Annotated in this window: 13 protein-coding genes and 1 pseudogene; 8 read left to right on the top strand and 6 right to left on the bottom strand. The window is 75.1% G+C overall.

Translation table 11 applies throughout. The features are described from left to right. Nucleotides 1–254 precede the first annotated feature (254 nt). Nucleotides 255–938, top strand: a complete 684-nt coding sequence (locus tag O7628_RS13140) for a DUF1986 domain-containing protein (protein ID WP_278130648.1) — start codon at nucleotides 255–257, stop codon at nucleotides 936–938. A 24-nt stretch (nucleotides 939–962) separates the two neighbouring features. Beyond that, nucleotides 963–1528 (top strand): annotated as a pseudogene (locus O7628_RS13135) (YbjQ family protein). Between the two features lie 149 nt (nucleotides 1529–1677). On the opposite strand, the gene purB reads toward O7628_RS13135, so the two are convergent. The 6 genes from purB to O7628_RS13105 form a co-directional block, all read right to left on the bottom strand. Next, nucleotides 1678–3102 carry an adenylosuccinate lyase gene (gene purB / locus O7628_RS13130; RefSeq protein WP_278130645.1) on the bottom strand — a complete coding sequence of 475 codons (1425 nt, stop codon included), beginning with the start codon at nucleotides 3100–3102 and terminating at the stop codon, nucleotides 1678–1680. An 84-nt stretch (nucleotides 3103–3186) separates the two neighbouring features. Further along, nucleotides 3187–3852, bottom strand: a complete 666-nt coding sequence (locus tag O7628_RS13125; RefSeq protein WP_278130644.1) for a hypothetical protein — start codon at nucleotides 3850–3852, stop codon at nucleotides 3187–3189. 76 nt (nucleotides 3853–3928) lie between these two features. Next, nucleotides 3929–4414: a hypothetical protein gene (locus O7628_RS13120; protein WP_278130642.1), complete on the bottom strand. Its 486-nt coding sequence runs from the start codon at nucleotides 4412–4414 to the stop codon at nucleotides 3929–3931. 97 nt (nucleotides 4415–4511) lie between these two features. After that, the gene (locus tag O7628_RS13115; protein ID WP_278130640.1) at nucleotides 4512–6896 is read right to left on the bottom strand and encodes a hypothetical protein; all 2385 of its coding nucleotides are present in this window, start codon (nucleotides 6894–6896) and stop codon (nucleotides 4512–4514) included. After that, nucleotides 6889–7944, bottom strand: a complete 1056-nt coding sequence (locus O7628_RS13110; protein ID WP_278130638.1) for a glycosyltransferase family 2 protein — start codon at nucleotides 7942–7944, stop codon at nucleotides 6889–6891. The genes O7628_RS13115 and O7628_RS13110 overlap by 8 nt, the downstream gene beginning before the upstream one ends. A 173-nt stretch (nucleotides 7945–8117) precedes the next feature. Beyond that, a complete protein-coding gene (locus O7628_RS13105) occupies nucleotides 8118–9410 on the bottom strand; it encodes an acetyl-CoA C-acetyltransferase (protein WP_278130636.1) in 1293 nt (430 codons plus the stop codon). Nucleotides 9411–9466: 56 nt separating this feature from the next. On the opposite strand from O7628_RS13105, the gene O7628_RS13100 reads away from it, so the two are divergent. From O7628_RS13100 to O7628_RS13075, 6 genes are all read left to right on the top strand, one after another. Further along, entirely contained in the window at nucleotides 9467–10822 is a 1356-nt protein-coding gene (locus tag O7628_RS13100) for a 3-oxoacyl-ACP reductase (protein WP_278130634.1), read from the top strand. Next, the gene (locus tag O7628_RS13095; protein ID WP_278130633.1) at nucleotides 10822–11703 is read left to right on the top strand and encodes a MaoC/PaaZ C-terminal domain-containing protein; all 882 of its coding nucleotides are present in this window, start codon (nucleotides 10822–10824) and stop codon (nucleotides 11701–11703) included. The genes O7628_RS13100 and O7628_RS13095 overlap by 1 nt, the downstream gene beginning before the upstream one ends. Nucleotides 11704–11824: 121 nt before the next feature. After that, complete coding sequence (locus O7628_RS13090; protein WP_278130631.1) at nucleotides 11825–12577, top strand: NUDIX domain-containing protein; 753 nt, start codon at nucleotides 11825–11827, stop codon at nucleotides 12575–12577. Beyond that, entirely contained in the window at nucleotides 12574–13560 is a 987-nt protein-coding gene (locus tag O7628_RS13085; RefSeq protein WP_178062819.1) for a serine/threonine protein kinase, read from the top strand. The genes O7628_RS13090 and O7628_RS13085 overlap by 4 nt, the downstream gene beginning before the upstream one ends. A gap of 10 nt (nucleotides 13561–13570) precedes the next feature. Beyond that, nucleotides 13571–14533, top strand: coding sequence for a hypothetical protein (locus O7628_RS13080; protein ID WP_278130629.1), 963 nt, complete (start codon nucleotides 13571–13573; stop codon nucleotides 14531–14533). Next, nucleotides 14530–15783 carry an adenylosuccinate synthetase gene (locus O7628_RS13075; protein ID WP_278130628.1) on the top strand — a complete coding sequence of 418 codons (1254 nt, stop codon included), beginning with the start codon at nucleotides 14530–14532 and terminating at the stop codon, nucleotides 15781–15783. The genes O7628_RS13080 and O7628_RS13075 overlap by 4 nt, the downstream gene beginning before the upstream one ends. Nucleotides 15784–15789: the final 6 nt, after the last annotated feature.

Below are 15789 nucleotides of genomic sequence, written 5' to 3'. Positions count from 1 at the left end.
TGATCAACATAACCACCGGGACGCGGGGCCGTACCATGTCCGATCCCACGCGAAACGTCCCGGAGCAGGCGGTTCACCACGCCAGGGGTCGCCAAATTGTTACATCGGCTAGTCTCGATCGCAGCCTTGCCGCCAGAATCGGCCACCCCTAGTATCCATCGATACAGGTCAATGGAAGTCCTGGCGGGTGACCCCCGCGCCCGCCGGCACGACCGACCCGGCGACCCCGGGTCCTAGGCAAGGAGTACGTCCCCATGCGTATCCGTTCCCTGCTCGCCGTAGCCGGCGCCGCCCTGGCCGGCGTCCTCGGCGTCACCAGCGGCGCCACCGCCGCACCGGCCGGCCCCCAGCCCATCATCGGCGGCGGCACCGTCTCCTCCGCACCGTGGGCCGCCGCCGTCTTCAGCAACGGCTCCTTCACCTGCTCCGGCAGCGTGATCGCCTCGACGTGGGTGCTCACCGCCCGGCACTGCGTCAGCGGCACCATGTCCGTCCGGATCGGCAGCGTCTACTACGCCTCCGGCGGCACCACCCGCACCGTGAGCGCCTCGTACACCCGCTACGACCTGGCGCTGCTGCGGCTCTCCAGCGCGGTCAGCACCTCCACCGTCTCGCTGGCCAGCAGCAACCCGCCGGTCAACTCCACCAACACCATCTACGGCTGGGGCATGACCTGCTACAGCGGCTGCGGCGCGTCCAGCCAGCTCAAGACCGCCAGCGTGCGGGTGACCAGCACGAACGTCACCGACGCGTACGGCGGCCAGGCGATCCGGAGCACCGAGATCAACGGCAACGCGTGGCGGGGCGACTCGGGCGGCCCGCAGTTCTACAACGGCCAGCAGGTGGGCGTCGCCTCCACCGCCGACGGCGTGAGCATCCAGAACTACGGCAGTGTCGCGTACAACCGGGCCTGGATCACCTCCGTGGCCGGTGTCTGACGGTTAGCACCCGCCTCGGCGCGGATGGTCGGCCACGCGCCGACCGTCCGCGCCGACCCCTTTTGCAGCATCCGATCAGGTGACCACGGCCGACGAACCGTCGCCCGCCGGTGCGACAGCATCAGAACGTGCTGGTCGTGACGACGGATCAACTGCCCGGCTACGAGATCCGCCAGATCCTCGGCGAAGTGGTGTCCTCGATGGCCAGGACGCGCAACCCGTACCGCGAGGGGGTGAAGAACCTCCGGGGCGGCGCGTACGACCCCATGGCGCCGGACAACCTGACCCGCTGGCGTACGGACTCGGTGGCCCGCCTCGGCGAGGAGGCCCGCCGCCTCGGCGCGAACGCCGTGATCGGCATGCGCTTCGACAGCCGGGACTGCGGCGAGATGTGGATGGAGATCTGCGCGTACGGGACCGCGGTCATCGTGGCCGCCAAGACCCCGGACGTCATGCCCCCGGACCAGCCGACGATCGCCGCCGACACGGCCCACGACCCGGCGATCGCCGAGGCCCCGGGCGGCATCGCCGAACCGGCCAGCGCCCCCAACCTCTCCTCGGCCGCCGAAACCCCCACCCGCAACCCGTGACCCCCACCCACCCGGCCAAGGCCGACCGGGGTTCGGACCGGGGGTCGGGTCGGTGATCAAGAGAAAAGTGTCAGAGTTGATCTCCAGCATGACGCAAATCTCTTGATCACCAGGGCGAACTGGGGGGTGGGGGTGGGGTGGGGTGGGGGTCAGAGGATGGGGGGCGGGGTGTAGGTGGCCGCCCCGGGGTGGGTGAGGGCGATCTTCGCGATGCGGGTGGTCACCCGGTCGACCTGGGCGCCGGCGGTGCCAACGAAGGCGGTGCGGTCGGCGATCAGCGCGTCGATGTCGGCGCGGGACAGGCCCAGGCGCGGGTCGGCGGCGAGGCGGTCGAACAGGTCGTTCTCGGTGGCGCCCCGCTCCCGCATGGCCAGCGCCACGCCGACCGCGTGCTCCTTGATCGCCTCGTGCGCCGCCTCCCGGCCGACGCCCCGGCGCACCGCCGCGACCAGGATCTTCGTCGTGGCCAGGAAGGGCAGGAAGCGCTCCAGCTCCCGGTTGACCACCGCCGGGTACGCCCCGAACTCGTCCAGCACGGTGAGGAACGTCTGGAACAGCCCGTCGGCGGCGAAGAACGCGTCGGGCAGGGCGACCCGGCGCACCACGGAGCAGGAGACGTCGCCCTCGTTCCACTGGTCGCCGGCCAGCTCGCCGACCATCGACAGGTAACCCCGGATGATCACCGCGAAGCCGTTCACCCGCTCGCTGGACCGGGTGTTCATCTTGTGCGGCATCGCGCTGGAGCCCACCTGGCCGGGCTTGAACCCCTCGGTGGCCAGCTCCTGCCCGACCATCAGCCGGATCGTGGTGGCCAGCGACGACGGCGCGGCGGCGACCTGGGCCAGTGCGGCGAGCACGTCGAAGTCGAGCGAGCGCGGGTAGACCTGGCCGACGCTGTCCAGCACGCGGGCGAAGCCGAGGTGCTCGGCGACCCGGTGCTCCAGCTCGGCCACCTTGTCGGCGTCGCCGTCGAAGAGGTCGAGCTGGTCGGCGGCGGTGCCGACCGGGCCCTTGATCCCCCGCAGCGGATAGCGGGCGATCAGGTCCTCCAGCCGCTCGTACGCGATCAGCAGCTCCTCGGCGGCCGACGCGAAGCGCTTGCCCAGCGTGGTGGCCTGCGCGGCCACGTTGTGCGACCGGCCGGTCATGACCAGGCCGGAGTGCTCGTTGGCGAGCCGGGCGAGCCGGGCGAGGGTGGCCACCACCCGGTCCCGGACCAGCTCCAGCGACGCGCGGACCTGGAGCTGCTCGACGTTCTCGGTGAGGTCCCGGGAGGTCATCCCCTTGTGCACGTGCTCATGCCCGGCGAGCGCGCCGAACTCCTCGATGCGAGCCTTCACGTCGTGCCGGGTGACCCGCTCGCGCTCGGCGATCGAGGCCAGGTCGACGTCGTCGAGCACCCGCTCGTACGCCTCGACCACGCCGTCGGGGACGGCCACGCCGAGGTCGCGCTGGGCGCGGAGCACGGCGAGCCAGAGCCGCCGCTCCATCCGCACCTTCTCCTCCGGCGACCAGAGGGCGACCAGTTCGGGCGAGGCGTACCGGTGGGCGAGCACGTTCGGGATCGTCGTCACGTGCCCCATTCTCCCGTACGCCGGGACCGCCGCCCGAGCCAGCCCGCCCCTTCAGCCGGGGCGGGCCGGCGGTGACGTCGCTGGTCAGACGCGCGGGATGTCGTGCGCCTTCGCGGTCACCACGATGGTCTTCGACTGCTTGCCGTGCGCGTTGCGGACGGTCAGCGTGTAGGTGTGCTCCTGGACGTCGCCCTCGCCGCCGGAGCAGGGGAAGTTGACCGTCTCGCTGCCGGCCGGCGGGTAGTTGTCGCCGTACACGCCGGGGCCGTCGACCGAGAGGGCGACCGAGTCGACGTTGCCGGTCTTCCACTCCAGGACGACCGGGGTGCCGGCGATCGGGTTGACGTTGGTCCCGGCCGGGCAGGTCGGCTTCTGGGCGACCCGGAAGTATCCGATGGTGGGGCCGCTGGACTTCGTGCCGGATCCGCCGCCGCTGCTGCCGCCCGTCGACCCGCCGCCGGTGGACCCACCGCCCGTCGACCCGCCGCCGGTCGTGCCGCCGCCCGTGGACCCGCCGCCGGTCGTGCCGCTGCCTCCGTCGCCGTCGCCGGTGCCGGTGCCCGTACCGGTGCCGCCGGCGGTGACGGCCGAGGCCCGCGCGTCGCCGGGTGCCTCCGTCACGGTCGTCTTCGCGGTGGATCCCCCGGAACCCGTGGCGGTGGACGCGCAGCCGGCGGCGGCGAGCACGACGGCCAGGCCGAGGGCGACGGGGACGACGGGGACGGGGCGGAACAGGACTCGACCGGACATGGCCACTCCTCGACGGGTGCCGCCGGTGACGTCCGGGCGGGCTGGATCCACAGTAGGAACGCCCGGCAACCGGAGATCAATACGGCGCGGGCCGCCCCGTCAGCGCCGTGTAGAGGCCGGCGGCGGCCGCCTGCTCGGAGTCGTACGCCTGGCGGACGTCGTGCGTCCCGCGTTCGTACAGGCCGATCTCCCAGCGTCCGTCGGGCGAGCGGCGCAGGAACCAGAAGTCGGGCGGGACCGGCACGTGCTCGTGCACGCCCTCGATCTCGAAGGCGTCCGGGGACAACCCGGCCGCCAGCAGCGCGGCGCGTACGTGGTGCCGGTCCACACCCGACCTCCGTTCATCCGATTCATCGTCAGCAGACGGCCGGGACGCCGCCGTGCCGGAGCGGGGCGAGCCCTGGCGGCCCGGCCCCGGGCCCCAGAGGCCCCCGGCGGCGGACCGGTCGGCGACGAGCCGCGTGCCGTCGGCGTCGGTCGGGGCGGCCTGGGCCGCCACGGCGGGAAGCAGGGCCAGGGCCGCGCCGGAGAGCGCGGCCAGGGCCCAACGAGGAATTTTCACGTCGAACCCCCAGGAAAAGGACAGGAACTGCCCTCATCTTCTGGAGATCGGACCTGGGATGTGAGTTTTCGTGCTGTTTATACCGGTAAGGGGTTGGTCAGCGCAGCCGGTAGACGGTCACCGGGCCGGCGACGAACGCCGGTTCGGCGAGCCGGGCCAGCTCCGGCGACACCGGGCCGGCGGCCGGGTCGGCGAGCAGCCACCGCACGCCGTCCTCGCGGCGCGCCCGGTCCAGCTCCCCGGCGGTCGGCGCGGTGAACAGCCGCTCGTTGCGGGCGAACAGCTCCGGGTCGGGGGCGGGCTGCCGGGGGTAGGAGAAGCCGTCCCGGGCGTGCCCGGCCAGGGCCTCGTCGGTGTAGCCCCAGCTCTCCACGAGCGTGCGCCGGCCGCCCAGCCCGCTCACCCAGAAGGCCCGCGCGTCGCAGTGCGCGACGGTCCGCACCGGCCGGCAGTGCACGTTGGTGGCCACCACGTCCGCCGGGCCGGCGTGGGCGTCCAGCCAGAGGGCCGCCCGCGCCTCGTCCCGGGTGAGCGCCCAGGGACGTTCGGCGGCGGTGAGCACCCGGGGCGGGTCCCCGATCCGGCGCGCGGTCCACTCCAGGCCGCCGGCCACGCTCGCCCCGCACAGCGCGGCGACCACCCCGGCCACCGCCGTTCGGAGCAGCAGGACCGCCGGGAGCCGACCCCCGGGCGACGCCGGGCCCCGGGCGCGTCGGGCGCGCAGCGCGACGAGCAGGACGGCGAGCAGCGCGGCGACGCCGGCCAGCGCCAGCACCCGGCCCGCCGGCACGGCCATCGCCCACAGCCAGGCCCACCCGGTCCGCTCGGGCGGGGCCGGCGGGTCGAGCAGCCACTGGGCCGCCGCGCCCACGGTCGCGGCGACCGCCACGACCGGCCACCACGGGCGCGCCTCGGCCAGCAGCCACGCGGTCAGCAGCGCCCCGAGCGGGACCACCGCCAGGAAGAAGTAGAGCTGGCTGACCGACGGGTGGAAGAAGGACCAGGCGCCGCCCGCCCCGGCCAGCAGCGCCCCGGCCAGCAGCCACGCCGCCGGGTCACCCCGGGTGCCCCGGCGGGCCAGGAGCAGCACGCCGACGAACCGGGGCGCCTGGAGCGCCGACCACCAGCCCAGCACGGCGAGCGCGAAGATCCATCCGGACACGCCGGCCGCCGCGAGGCCCGGCGGCAGCAGGCCGCCCGCCGCGATGCCCCCGCCCGCGCCGACGGTCTCCCGCCACGGCGCGAGGAACCGCAGCACCCCGAACACCTGCGGGGAGAGCACCCCCGCGCCGCCCCCGGCGAACAGCCGGTATCCGACGGCCATCGCCGCGACCAGCACCGCGAGCAGCGTCACGACCGCCCACGGCACCCGGCGGGCCCGCCGGGCGACGACCACCCCGGCCAGCGCCACGCCGGCGATCAGCGGGGGCAGGCCGCTGGACTTGGCCCCGGCGACGGCCAGGCCCGCCGCCGGCACCAGCGCCCAGCCCCACCCGGGCCGCCGGCCGCGCACCACGTCCGCACAGACGCCGGTGAGCAGCAGGAGCAGGGGCAGCAGGTACGTCTGCGAGGGGCTCTCCACGGACAGCGGGAGGGTGCCGCTGGCCGTCGCGGCGGAGCCGAGGGAGAGCGACACCCCGAGGTACGCGGTCGCGGCGGCGACCGGCCCGGCCCACCAGCGCCCGCTGAGGTCCCGGGCCAGCCCGGCGGTGACGACGACCGCCGTCGCGGCGACCGGCACCAGCCACAGCCGGAGCAGGACCGTCGCCGGTTCCGTACCGGTGATCATGCTGGCGCTGGCCAGGTGCGCGTCGACCAGGTAGTGGTAGCGCAGCGGTTCCCCGGCCAGTTGCGGCAGCTCGAAGGGCATCGTCCGGGTCAGTTCGTGCACCAGCCCCAGGTGGTAGAGCAGGTCCTGGTAATAGACGTGGTCCACCGGCGGCAGCGGGTTCGCCCGCCAGCCCACGGCCGCCCAGGCCACGACGAGGACCAGCACCCCGGCGACCGCGAGCGTCCAGCGCAGCGGCAACGGCCGGGGGCTGGCGATCCGCCAGTGCCGGCGCAGCCGGGGCACCGCGACGAACAGCGTCAGCACCGGCACCGGCCACCAACGCAGCGCCGGCTGGGCGCCGGTGGCCGTGGCGAACGCCCAGGCGGCGAGTTCCAGCAGCAGGCCGACGGCGGCACCGTGGCCCAGGTCCTCCGGCAGGTTGCCCCGGCTGCCCCGCAGCGCCCGGTGCACGAGCGTGCCCGGCAGCACCAGGGCGAGAGCCCAATAGGCGACGTACCGGGCGACGTCGCCGCCCGGGGTGCCCGTCCACCACCAGCCGGCGACCAGCGCGCCGAGGACCGCCGACCAGGCGAGGGCCGCCGCGACCCGGCGGGCCGCCGCCGGGCCGCCCCGACCGGCAGGCGCGTCGCCTGGGGCGGGCGCGTCCGACGCCACCGGCGGGTCCTGCGTCAGCACCGCCGGTTCAGTCACCGGCCCGGCCAGCCGCCACCGCCACGGCCGGCGCGCCGGACGCCGGGCCGGCGGGCACCCCGCCGGAGCGGAAGGGTTCCCCGGCGGCGTCGAAGAGGGCCTCGGCGGAGTCGAAGCCGACGAGGTGGGTGGGCCGGTCCTGCACGGTGCGGTAGATCCGGCCGACGTACTCGCCGAGCAGCCCGAGGCAGATCAACTGGACGGCGCTGAACAGCAGCACCGCCACGAACAGCGAGGTCCAGCCCGGGATGGTCGCGCCGTCGGCGTACGCGACCAGGCCGAGGACGGCCAGCACCAGGCAGGCCGCGAAGCTGACCACGCCGAGCCAGGTGGCCAGCCGCAGCGGGGCGGCGGTGAAGTTCGCCGTGCTGTCCCAGGCCAGCGCGATCATCCGGCGCAGCGGGTACTTCGTCTCCCCGGCGGCCCGCGCCGCGCGGGAGTAGCGCACCTCGGCGGCGGCGAAGCCGAGCGAGGGCACCAGCAGCCGGTAGACCGGGGTGCGCTCGGGCAGCCGGCGCAGCACCTCCACCACGTCGCGGCTGACCAGCCGGAAGTCGCCCGCCTGCGCGGGCAGGTCCGCGCCGACGATGCGCCGCATCAGCCGGTAGTACAGGCCGGCGGTGCCGCGCTTGAACGGCGTGTCGGTGCTGCGGTCGGCGCGCACCCCGTACACGACGTCGACGCCCCGGTCGCGGGCGGCGGCCAGCATCTCGGGGATGACCTCGGGCGGGTCCTGGAGGTCGGCGTCGATGCTGACCACCCAGCGGCCCCGGGCCCGGTGCAGCCCGGCGGTGAGCGCGGCCTGGTGGCCGCTGTTGCGGCGCAGCCGGACCAGCCGGAGCTGGGGCCAGGACCGGGCGTGGTCGAGCAGCAGCCGGGCCGTGGCGTCGCGGCTGCCGTCGTCGACGGCGACCACCTCGTAGGTGGCGTCGGTGCGGTCGAGCACCGGCCGGAGCCGCTCGACGAACACCGCGACGACGTCCTGCTCGTTGTACATGGGGACGACCACGGACAGGTCCGGTGTCGCCCCGGCTGCGCTGATGTCCATCGCCGGCCACCCTGCCGGCCCGAGGCCACCACAGCCACACACCGAGTTGAACGCCCGGTGAACGTCGGCCGCCCGGCACCGGACGGCCGCACGGCGGCGGGTCAGCGCGGCGAGCTGCGGCGCGGCCCGGCGAGGCGGGGCGAGGCAGCGGGGCGAGGCGGCGGGGCCGGGCGTCAGCGTTCCAGGATCGCGGTGACCCCCTGGCCGCCGGCCGCGCAGATCGAGATGAGCCCCCGCCCGGAACCGGACTCGGCGAGCAGCTTGGCCAGCGTGGCGACGATCCGCCCGCCGGTGGCGGCGAACGGGTGGCCGGCGGCCAGGGACGAGCCGTTGACGTTGAGTTTGTCCCGGTCGATCGACCCGAGCGGGGCGTCCAGGCCGAGCCGGTCCTTGCAGAACTCCGGCGACTCCCAGGCGGCGAGGGTGGCCAGCACCTGCGAGGCGAACGCCTCGTGGATCTCGTAGTAGTCGAAGTCCTGCAACGTCAGCCCGGCGCGGGCCAGCATCCGGGGCACGGCGTAGGCCGGGGCCATCAGCAGCCCCTCGTCGCCGTGCACGAAATCGACGGCCGCCGTCTCCGACCAGGAGAACCAGGCGAGCACCGGCAGGTTGCGCTCGGCCGCCCACTGCTCGGAGGCGAGCAGCACCGTGGACGCGCCGTCGGTGAGCGGGGAGGAGTTGCCGGCGGTCATGGTCGCCTGTTCGGCGTCCGGGCCCCGGTGGCCGAAGACGGGCTTGAGCGAGCCCAGCTTCTCTGCGGTGGTGTCGGGGCGGAGGTTCTGGTCCCGGGTCAGCCCCAGGTAGGGGGTCAACAGGTCGTCGAAGAACCCCCGCTCGTACGCGGCGGCGAGCCGCTGGTGCGAGCGGAGCGCCAGCTCGTCCTGGGCCTGCCGGTCGACGTGCCAGCGCAGGGCGGTGCGGGCGGCGTGCTCGCCCATCGACAGCCCGGTGCGCGGCTCGGCGTTGCGCGGGATCTCCGGCTGGAACGGCTGGAGCGGACGCAGCTTCGCCGCGATCTTCAGCCGCTCGCCGAGGGTGCGGGCGGAGTTGAGCCGGAGCAGGGTGCGCCGCATTTCCTCGTTGACGGCCAGCGGGGCGTCGGAGGTGGTGTCGACGCCGCCGGCGATGCCGGCCTCGATCTGCCCGAGGGCGATCTTGTTGGCGACGAGGATCGCCGCCTCCAGGCCGGTGCCGCACGCCTGCTGGATGTCGTACGCCGGGGTGTGCGGGTCGAGCTTCGAGCCGAGCACCACCTCGCGGGTGAGGTTGAAGTCCCGGGAGTGCTTGAGCACCGCCCCGGCGACGACCTCGCCGACCCGCTGCCCGGCCAGCCCGAACCGCGCGACGAGCCCGTCGAGGGCCGCGCCGAGCATGTCGGAGTTCGAGGCGCTGGCATACCGCGAGTTGGACCGGGCGAAGGGGATGCGGTTGCCGCCGATGACCGCGACCCGCCGGATGCTCTGCACGATCCCGCCTCCGTTTCAGGGCTTGCCCACAACCTACTGGCCAGTAGGCTACGCCTATGACCGACAGGTACGCGAGCTTCGTCCGATCGGGGGCCGGCCGCGCGCTGGTCAAGCGCCTCGGGCTGCCCGACCCGCCACGACTGCGCCGGCACACCCCGGGGGACCCGCTGCTGACCGGGCCGGCCCTGCTCGGCGCGGCCACCGGCGGCCGGCTCGCCGGGCCGGTCGGCACGATCCTGACCGCCGCCGGGGTGGAGCTGCGCGAGCCGGCCACCGCCGACGCCCAGGAGCGCTTCGGCGCCCTGGTCTACGACGCCACGGGCATCACCGACTCCACCGGGCTGCGCCAGCTCTACGACTTCTTCCACCCGCGGGCCCGCGCGGTGCTGCCCGGCGGCCGGGTGATCGTGCTCGGCACCCCGCCCGACGAGTGCGGCACGCCGCGCGAGGCGACCGCCCAGCGGGCCCTGGAAGGGCTGACCCGCAGCATCGGCAAGGAGTTCGGCCGGGGCGTCACCGCCCAGCTCGTGCACGTCACGGCGCACGGGGACGCCGGCACGGCCACCGGCCTGGAGGCCACCCTGCGGTTCCTGCTCTCGGGCCGCTCGGCGTACGTCTCGGGGCAGGTGGTCCGGGTCGGCGCCGGCGCGGCCGAGCCGCCGGCCGACTGGGACCGGCCGCTCGACGGCCAGGTCGTCCTGGTCACCGGGGCGGCCCGGGGCATCGGCGCGGCCCTGGCCCGGGTGCTGGCCCGCGACGGCGCGCAGGTCGTCGCGCTCGACGTCCCGGCCGCCGGGGACGAGCTGGCCGCCGTCGCCAACGAGATCGGCGGGACCGCCGTGCAGCTCGACCTGACCGCCCCGGACGCGCCCGCCCGGCTCGCCGAGCATCTCGCGTCCCGGCACGGCCGGGTCGACGTGGTGGTGCACAACGCCGGCATCACCCGGGACCGGACGCTGGGCCGGATGGACGCCGACCGGTGGGACAGCGTCATCGACGTCAACCTGTCCAGCCAGGAACGCATCAACGACGTGCTGCTGGAGCGCGGGCTGATCCCGGCCGGCGGGCGGATCGTCTCGGTCTCCTCGATCGCCGGGATCGCCGGCAACCGGGGGCAGACCAACTACGCAACCTCGAAGGCGGGCGTGATCGGGCTGGTGCAGTCGCTCGCCCCGGCGCTGCGCGAGCGCGGGATCAGCGTCAACGCGGTCGCCCCCGGGTTCATCGAGACCCGGCTGACCGCCCGCATCCCGCTCGTCGTGCGGGAGGCGGGCCGGCGGATGAACAGCATGGCCCAGGGCGGCCTGCCCGTGGACGTCGCCGAGACGATCGGCTGGCTGGCCTGGCCGGCGAGCGGGGCGGTCAGCGGCAACGTCGTCCGGGTCTGCGGCCAGAGCCTGCTGGGGGCGTGATGGGCGGCGCGGACACGCAGGGCCGGGCCCTGCTGGAGCTGCCCCGGCTGCCGCAGGCCGGCCCGCTCTACCGGCGGGCGCTGCTCGGGGCGCTGCCCGGCCCGGGTCGCCGGCGCGGCGACGCGCTGCCGCAGGTCGAGCTGGCCGTCGCCGGGGTCACCGTCGACCGGGCGCACCTGGCCGACTACGACCGGGTCTGCGGGTTCCGGCTGGCCGACCGGCTCCCGGGGACGTACCCGCACGTGCTGGGGTTTCCGCTGGCGCTGCGGCTGATGACCGCGCCGCAGTTCCCGCTGCCGCTGGTCGGGCTGGTGCACGTGGCCAACCGGATCACCGTGCGCCGGCCGGTCGAGGCCGGCGAGACGCTGGACTTCCGCGCGTACGCCGAGCACCTGCGCCCGCACGAGCGGGGTCGGCAGGTCGACGTGGTGCTGGTCGGGGCGGTCGGCGGGGCGGAGGTATGGCGCGGCGTGTCGACGTACCTGGGCAGGGAGCGCACGGCCGGCGGCGGCGCGCGGCGCGACCGGGGCGAGCGGCCCGCCGCGCCGGCCGCCACCGCCTCCTGGCGGGTGCCGCCGAGGGTGGGCACGGACTACGCGCGGGTCTCCGGCGACCACAACCCGATCCACACGTCCCGGCTGGGGGCGCGGCTGTTCGGCTTCCCCCGCCCCATCGCGCACGGCATGTGGAGCAAGGCGCGCTGCCTGGCCGCGCTGGAGAGCCGGCTGCCGGAGGCGTACGCGGTCGAGGTGGCGTTCAAGCTGCCGGTGCCGCTGCCGTCCACGGTGGCCTTCACCGCCACCGCCGACGGCCCGGCCTGGGAGTTCGCCCTGCACGACGCGCGCAGCGGCAGGCCGCACCTGGCGGGCTCCGTGCGCTGACCGGGGTTCCCTGCGCTGATCTGCGACTCAGGATGATGTCTCGGCGCGAGGGCTTGGCATTCCCTCTTTCGTGCGCTAAGTTGTTCTCACGTTGAGATGTTCTCAGAGTGAGAGAGACGCCGTGAACGAGCAGGAGTTCCTCGCCGCCTACGACCCCCGGGCCTACCCGGCGGTCGCCGTCACCGTCGACGTGGTCGCCCTGACCGTCCGGTCCGACGCGCTGCACCTGCTCCTCGTCCGCCGGGGCGTGCCCCCGTTCGAGGGCCACTGGGCGCTGCCCGGCGGGTTCGTCCGCCCCGACGAGGACCTGGCGACCGGGGCGCGACGGGAGCTGGCCGAGGAGACCGGCCTCGGCGGCGAGCGGCTGCGCCGGGTCCACCTGGAGCAGCTCGCCAGCTACGGCGACCCCGACCGCGACCCCCGGATGCGGATCGTCTCGGTGGCCTACCTCGCGTTCGCCCCCGACCTGCCCGACCCGGCCGCCGGCAGCGACGCCGACGACGCGATCTGGCTGCCCGTGACCGCGCTGAGCAGCCGGCAGCTCGCCTTCGACCACGACCGGATCATCGACGACGGCCTGGAGCGGGCCCGGTCCAAGCTGGAATACACCCCGCTGGCCACCCGCTTCCTCGACACCGAGTTCACCATCAGCGAGCTGCGGGCCGTCTACGAGACCGTCTGGGGGCACCCTCTGCACCCCGGCAACTTCCACCGCAAGGTGCTCTCCGTGCCGGGCTTCGTCGACAGCACCGGCGCGAGCACCGAACGCGGCGGCACGCGCGGCGGCCCCCGCGCCAAGCTCTACCGGGCCGGCGACGCCCGGCTGCTGCACCCGGCGCTGCTGCGCCCCGCCCGGGAGGAGACGGTGCGGTGAACACCCACGAGGCGATCCGGCTGGTCACCGCCGCGCGCACCGACGCCGACCTGTTCGGCGTCGACCCGTCGGCCCACCGCTACCGCGAGCTGGTCGCGGCCCTGCACCCCGACCGGCTGGGCGCGCTCGACCCGGCCGTACGCGCCGCCGCCACCGACGCGTTCGTGCAGGTCACCAACCGGTGGCGGGCCGGGCGGGCCAGCGCCGACCCGATCGTCCTCGGCGGCCACCGGCTCGGCCCGCTCGCCCACACCGGCGACCTCGCCGACCTCTACGACGTCGGGTCGGACCGGCTGCTCAAGCTGCCCCGCGACCCCGCCGACAACGACCTCGTCGCCCGCGAGCAGCACGCGCTGCGCACCATCGCCGAACGCGGCGACCCCCGCTACCTGCCGTACGTGCCCCGGCTCGTCGACACCCTCCGGCACCGGGACCCGGCCACCGGGGCGGAACGGCGGATCAGCGTGCTGGCCACCGCGCCCGGCCTGCACAGCCTCGACGAGGTGCGCCGCGCGTACCCCGACGGGCTCGACGGACGGGACGCGGCCTGGATGTGGCGGCGGCTGCTGGTCGCCCTCGGCCTGGCCCACCGGGCCGGCATCGTGCACGGCGCGGTGCTGCCCCGGCACGTGCTGATCGAGCCCGACGGGCACGGCGTGGTGCTCGTCGACTGGTGCTTCTCCGCCGCCACCGGGAGCACGATCCCCGCGCTGGTGCCCGGCCACGAGGACTGGTACCCGCCGGAGGTCGCCGCCCGGCGGCCCTGCGGGCCCGGCACCGACCTGGCGATGGCCGCCACGTGCATGGCGTGGCTGATGGGCGACCGGGCCCCGCGCGAGCTGCGCGCCTTCGCCCACGGCTGCCGCCGCCCCGCGCTGGCGTCCCGACCCGACGACGCGTGGCGACTGCTACGCGAACTGGACGAGGTGCTCGAACGGCTCTACGGGCCGCGCACCTTCCGACCCTTCACCCTCAACCCCTAAGGAGGCTGCCATGGGCAGTGGAATGTGGTCCACCGACGTGTACGACGCCGCCGACCGGTACCGCCGGGCCACCGGCAAGAGCGCCTTCGCCTACAGCGACAGCGGGGCGCGCGAGGTGCACCCCGCGCTCGACCCGCGCGACGCGATGCGGGAGAGCCGCGACTCGGCCGAGCACCCGCAGTCGACGGCCATCACGGTGCTGTTCGACGTCACCGGCTCCATGCGGAACGTGCCCCGCACCCTCCAGGCCAAGCTGCCGCAGCTGCTCGGGCTCCTGCTCCGCCAGGGGTACGCCCGCGACCCGCAGATCATGTTCGGCGCGATCGGCGACGCCACCTGCGACCGGGTGCCGTTGCAGGTCGGGCAGTTCGAGTCGGACAACCGGATGGACGACGACCTCGGCCGGATCGTGCTGGAGGGCGGCGGCGGCGGCCAGATGACCGAGTCCTACGAGCTGGCCATGTACTTCATGGCCCGGCACACCGTCACCGACTGCTGGGAGAAGCGGGGCCGGCGCGGCTACCTGTTCATCATCGGCGACGAGCTGGCCTACCCCCGGGTCGACCGGCGGCAGGTGAGCCGGCTCATCGGCGACGACCTCCGCGAGGACGTGCCGCTGGCGCAGATCGTCGACGAGGTGACCCGGCGCTGGGACACCTACTACCTGCTTCCCGCCGGCAGCAGCTACGCGGGCAACACGAAGGTGCTGGACTTCTGGCGCGACCTGCTCGGGCAGAACGCCGTCGTGCTCGACGACCTCGACGCGGTGTGCGAGACCATCGCGCTCACCGTCGGCCTCGGGGAGCAGGCCGTCGACCTCGATCAGGGCATCGCCGACCTCAGGAAGGCCGGCTCGAAGGCCACCGGCACCGTGTCGAAGGCGCTGGCCCGCCTCGGCCGGGGCGCCCGCGACCAGGTGGCCACGCTGCCCGCCCCGTCGACGCCGCCCACCCGTGGGGTGACCCGGCTGTGAACCACGTGCTGGTGGTCGACCTCGGCTACGGCGACGCAGGCAAGGGCACCGTCGTGGACTGGCTCTGCGCCACCCGGCCCGTCCACACGGTGATCCGCTTCAACGGGGGCGCGCAGGCGGCGCACAACGTCGTCCTGCGCGACGGGCGGCACCACACGTTCGCGCAGTTCGGGGCGGGCACCTTCCGCCCCGGCGTGCGGACCCACCTGTCCCGGCACGTGGTGGTGGACCCGCTCGCCCTGGCCGCCGAGGCCGACCACCTCGCCACGGTGGGCGTGCCCGACGCGCTCGACCGGCTCACCGTCGACGGGGAGGCGCTGCTGGCCACCCCGTACCACCGGGCCGCCAACCGGGCCCGCGAGCTGGCCCGCGGGGCCGACCGGCACGGCTCCTGCGGGCTGGGGGTGGGCGAGGCCGTCGCGTACGGGCTCGCCCACCCCGACTCCGCGCCCCGGGTGGCGGACTGCCGCACCCCGGCCGTGCTGCGCCGCCGGCTGGCCGCCCTGCGCGACCGGCTCACCGCCGAACTCGGCCCGCTGGACGCCCCGCCCGTCGACGACTGCCTGCCCGCGTTCACCGCGTTCGCCGACCGGGTGGCGATCGTCGACCGGTCCCACCTCGCCGGGGTGCTGCGCGCCGGGACCTGCGTCTTCGAGGGTGCGCAGGGGGTGCTGCTCGACGAGTGGCACGGCTTCCACCCGTACACGACGTGGAGCACCACCACGTTCGCCAACGCCGAGGGGCTGCTCGCCGAGGCGGGGCTGGCCGGCACCGCCGAGCGGCTGGGCGTGCTGCGGATCACCACCACCCGGCACGGCCCCGGCCCGCTGGTCACCGAGGACCCGACGCTGCCGCTGGCCGACGCGCACAACGCGACCAACCCGTGGCAGGGCCGGTTCCGGTTCGGCCACTTCGACGCGGTCGCCCACCGGTACGCCCTCGCCGCGGCCGGCGGCGTCGACGGGCTCGCCCTCACCCACCTCGACCTGGCCCACCAGGGCCTGCGGATCTGCCGCCGCTACGACGGCACCGACCGGCTCGACCCCGGCCCGCCCGGCGACCTGGACCGCCAGGCCGCCCTCACCACCCGCCTGCTCGCGGCCCGCCCCGACTACGACGACGGCCCGCCGGCCGACTGGCCGGCGGCGGTCGAGGAGGCGCTGGGCGCGCCGGTGACGCTCACCTCCCACTCCCCCACCGCCGAGGGCAAGCGGGTAAGGAAGGGCACCTTGTTAACGCCTTTTGTATAGGAAGGG

The sequence above is a fragment of the Micromonospora sp. WMMD956 genome (assembly GCF_029626125.1).
GTDB classification, from domain to species: Bacteria; Actinomycetota; Actinomycetes; order Mycobacteriales; family Micromonosporaceae; genus Micromonospora; species Micromonospora carbonacea.
Note: the sequence above shows the minus strand (reverse complement) of the source record. Positions and strands in the feature narration are given on the sequence as shown.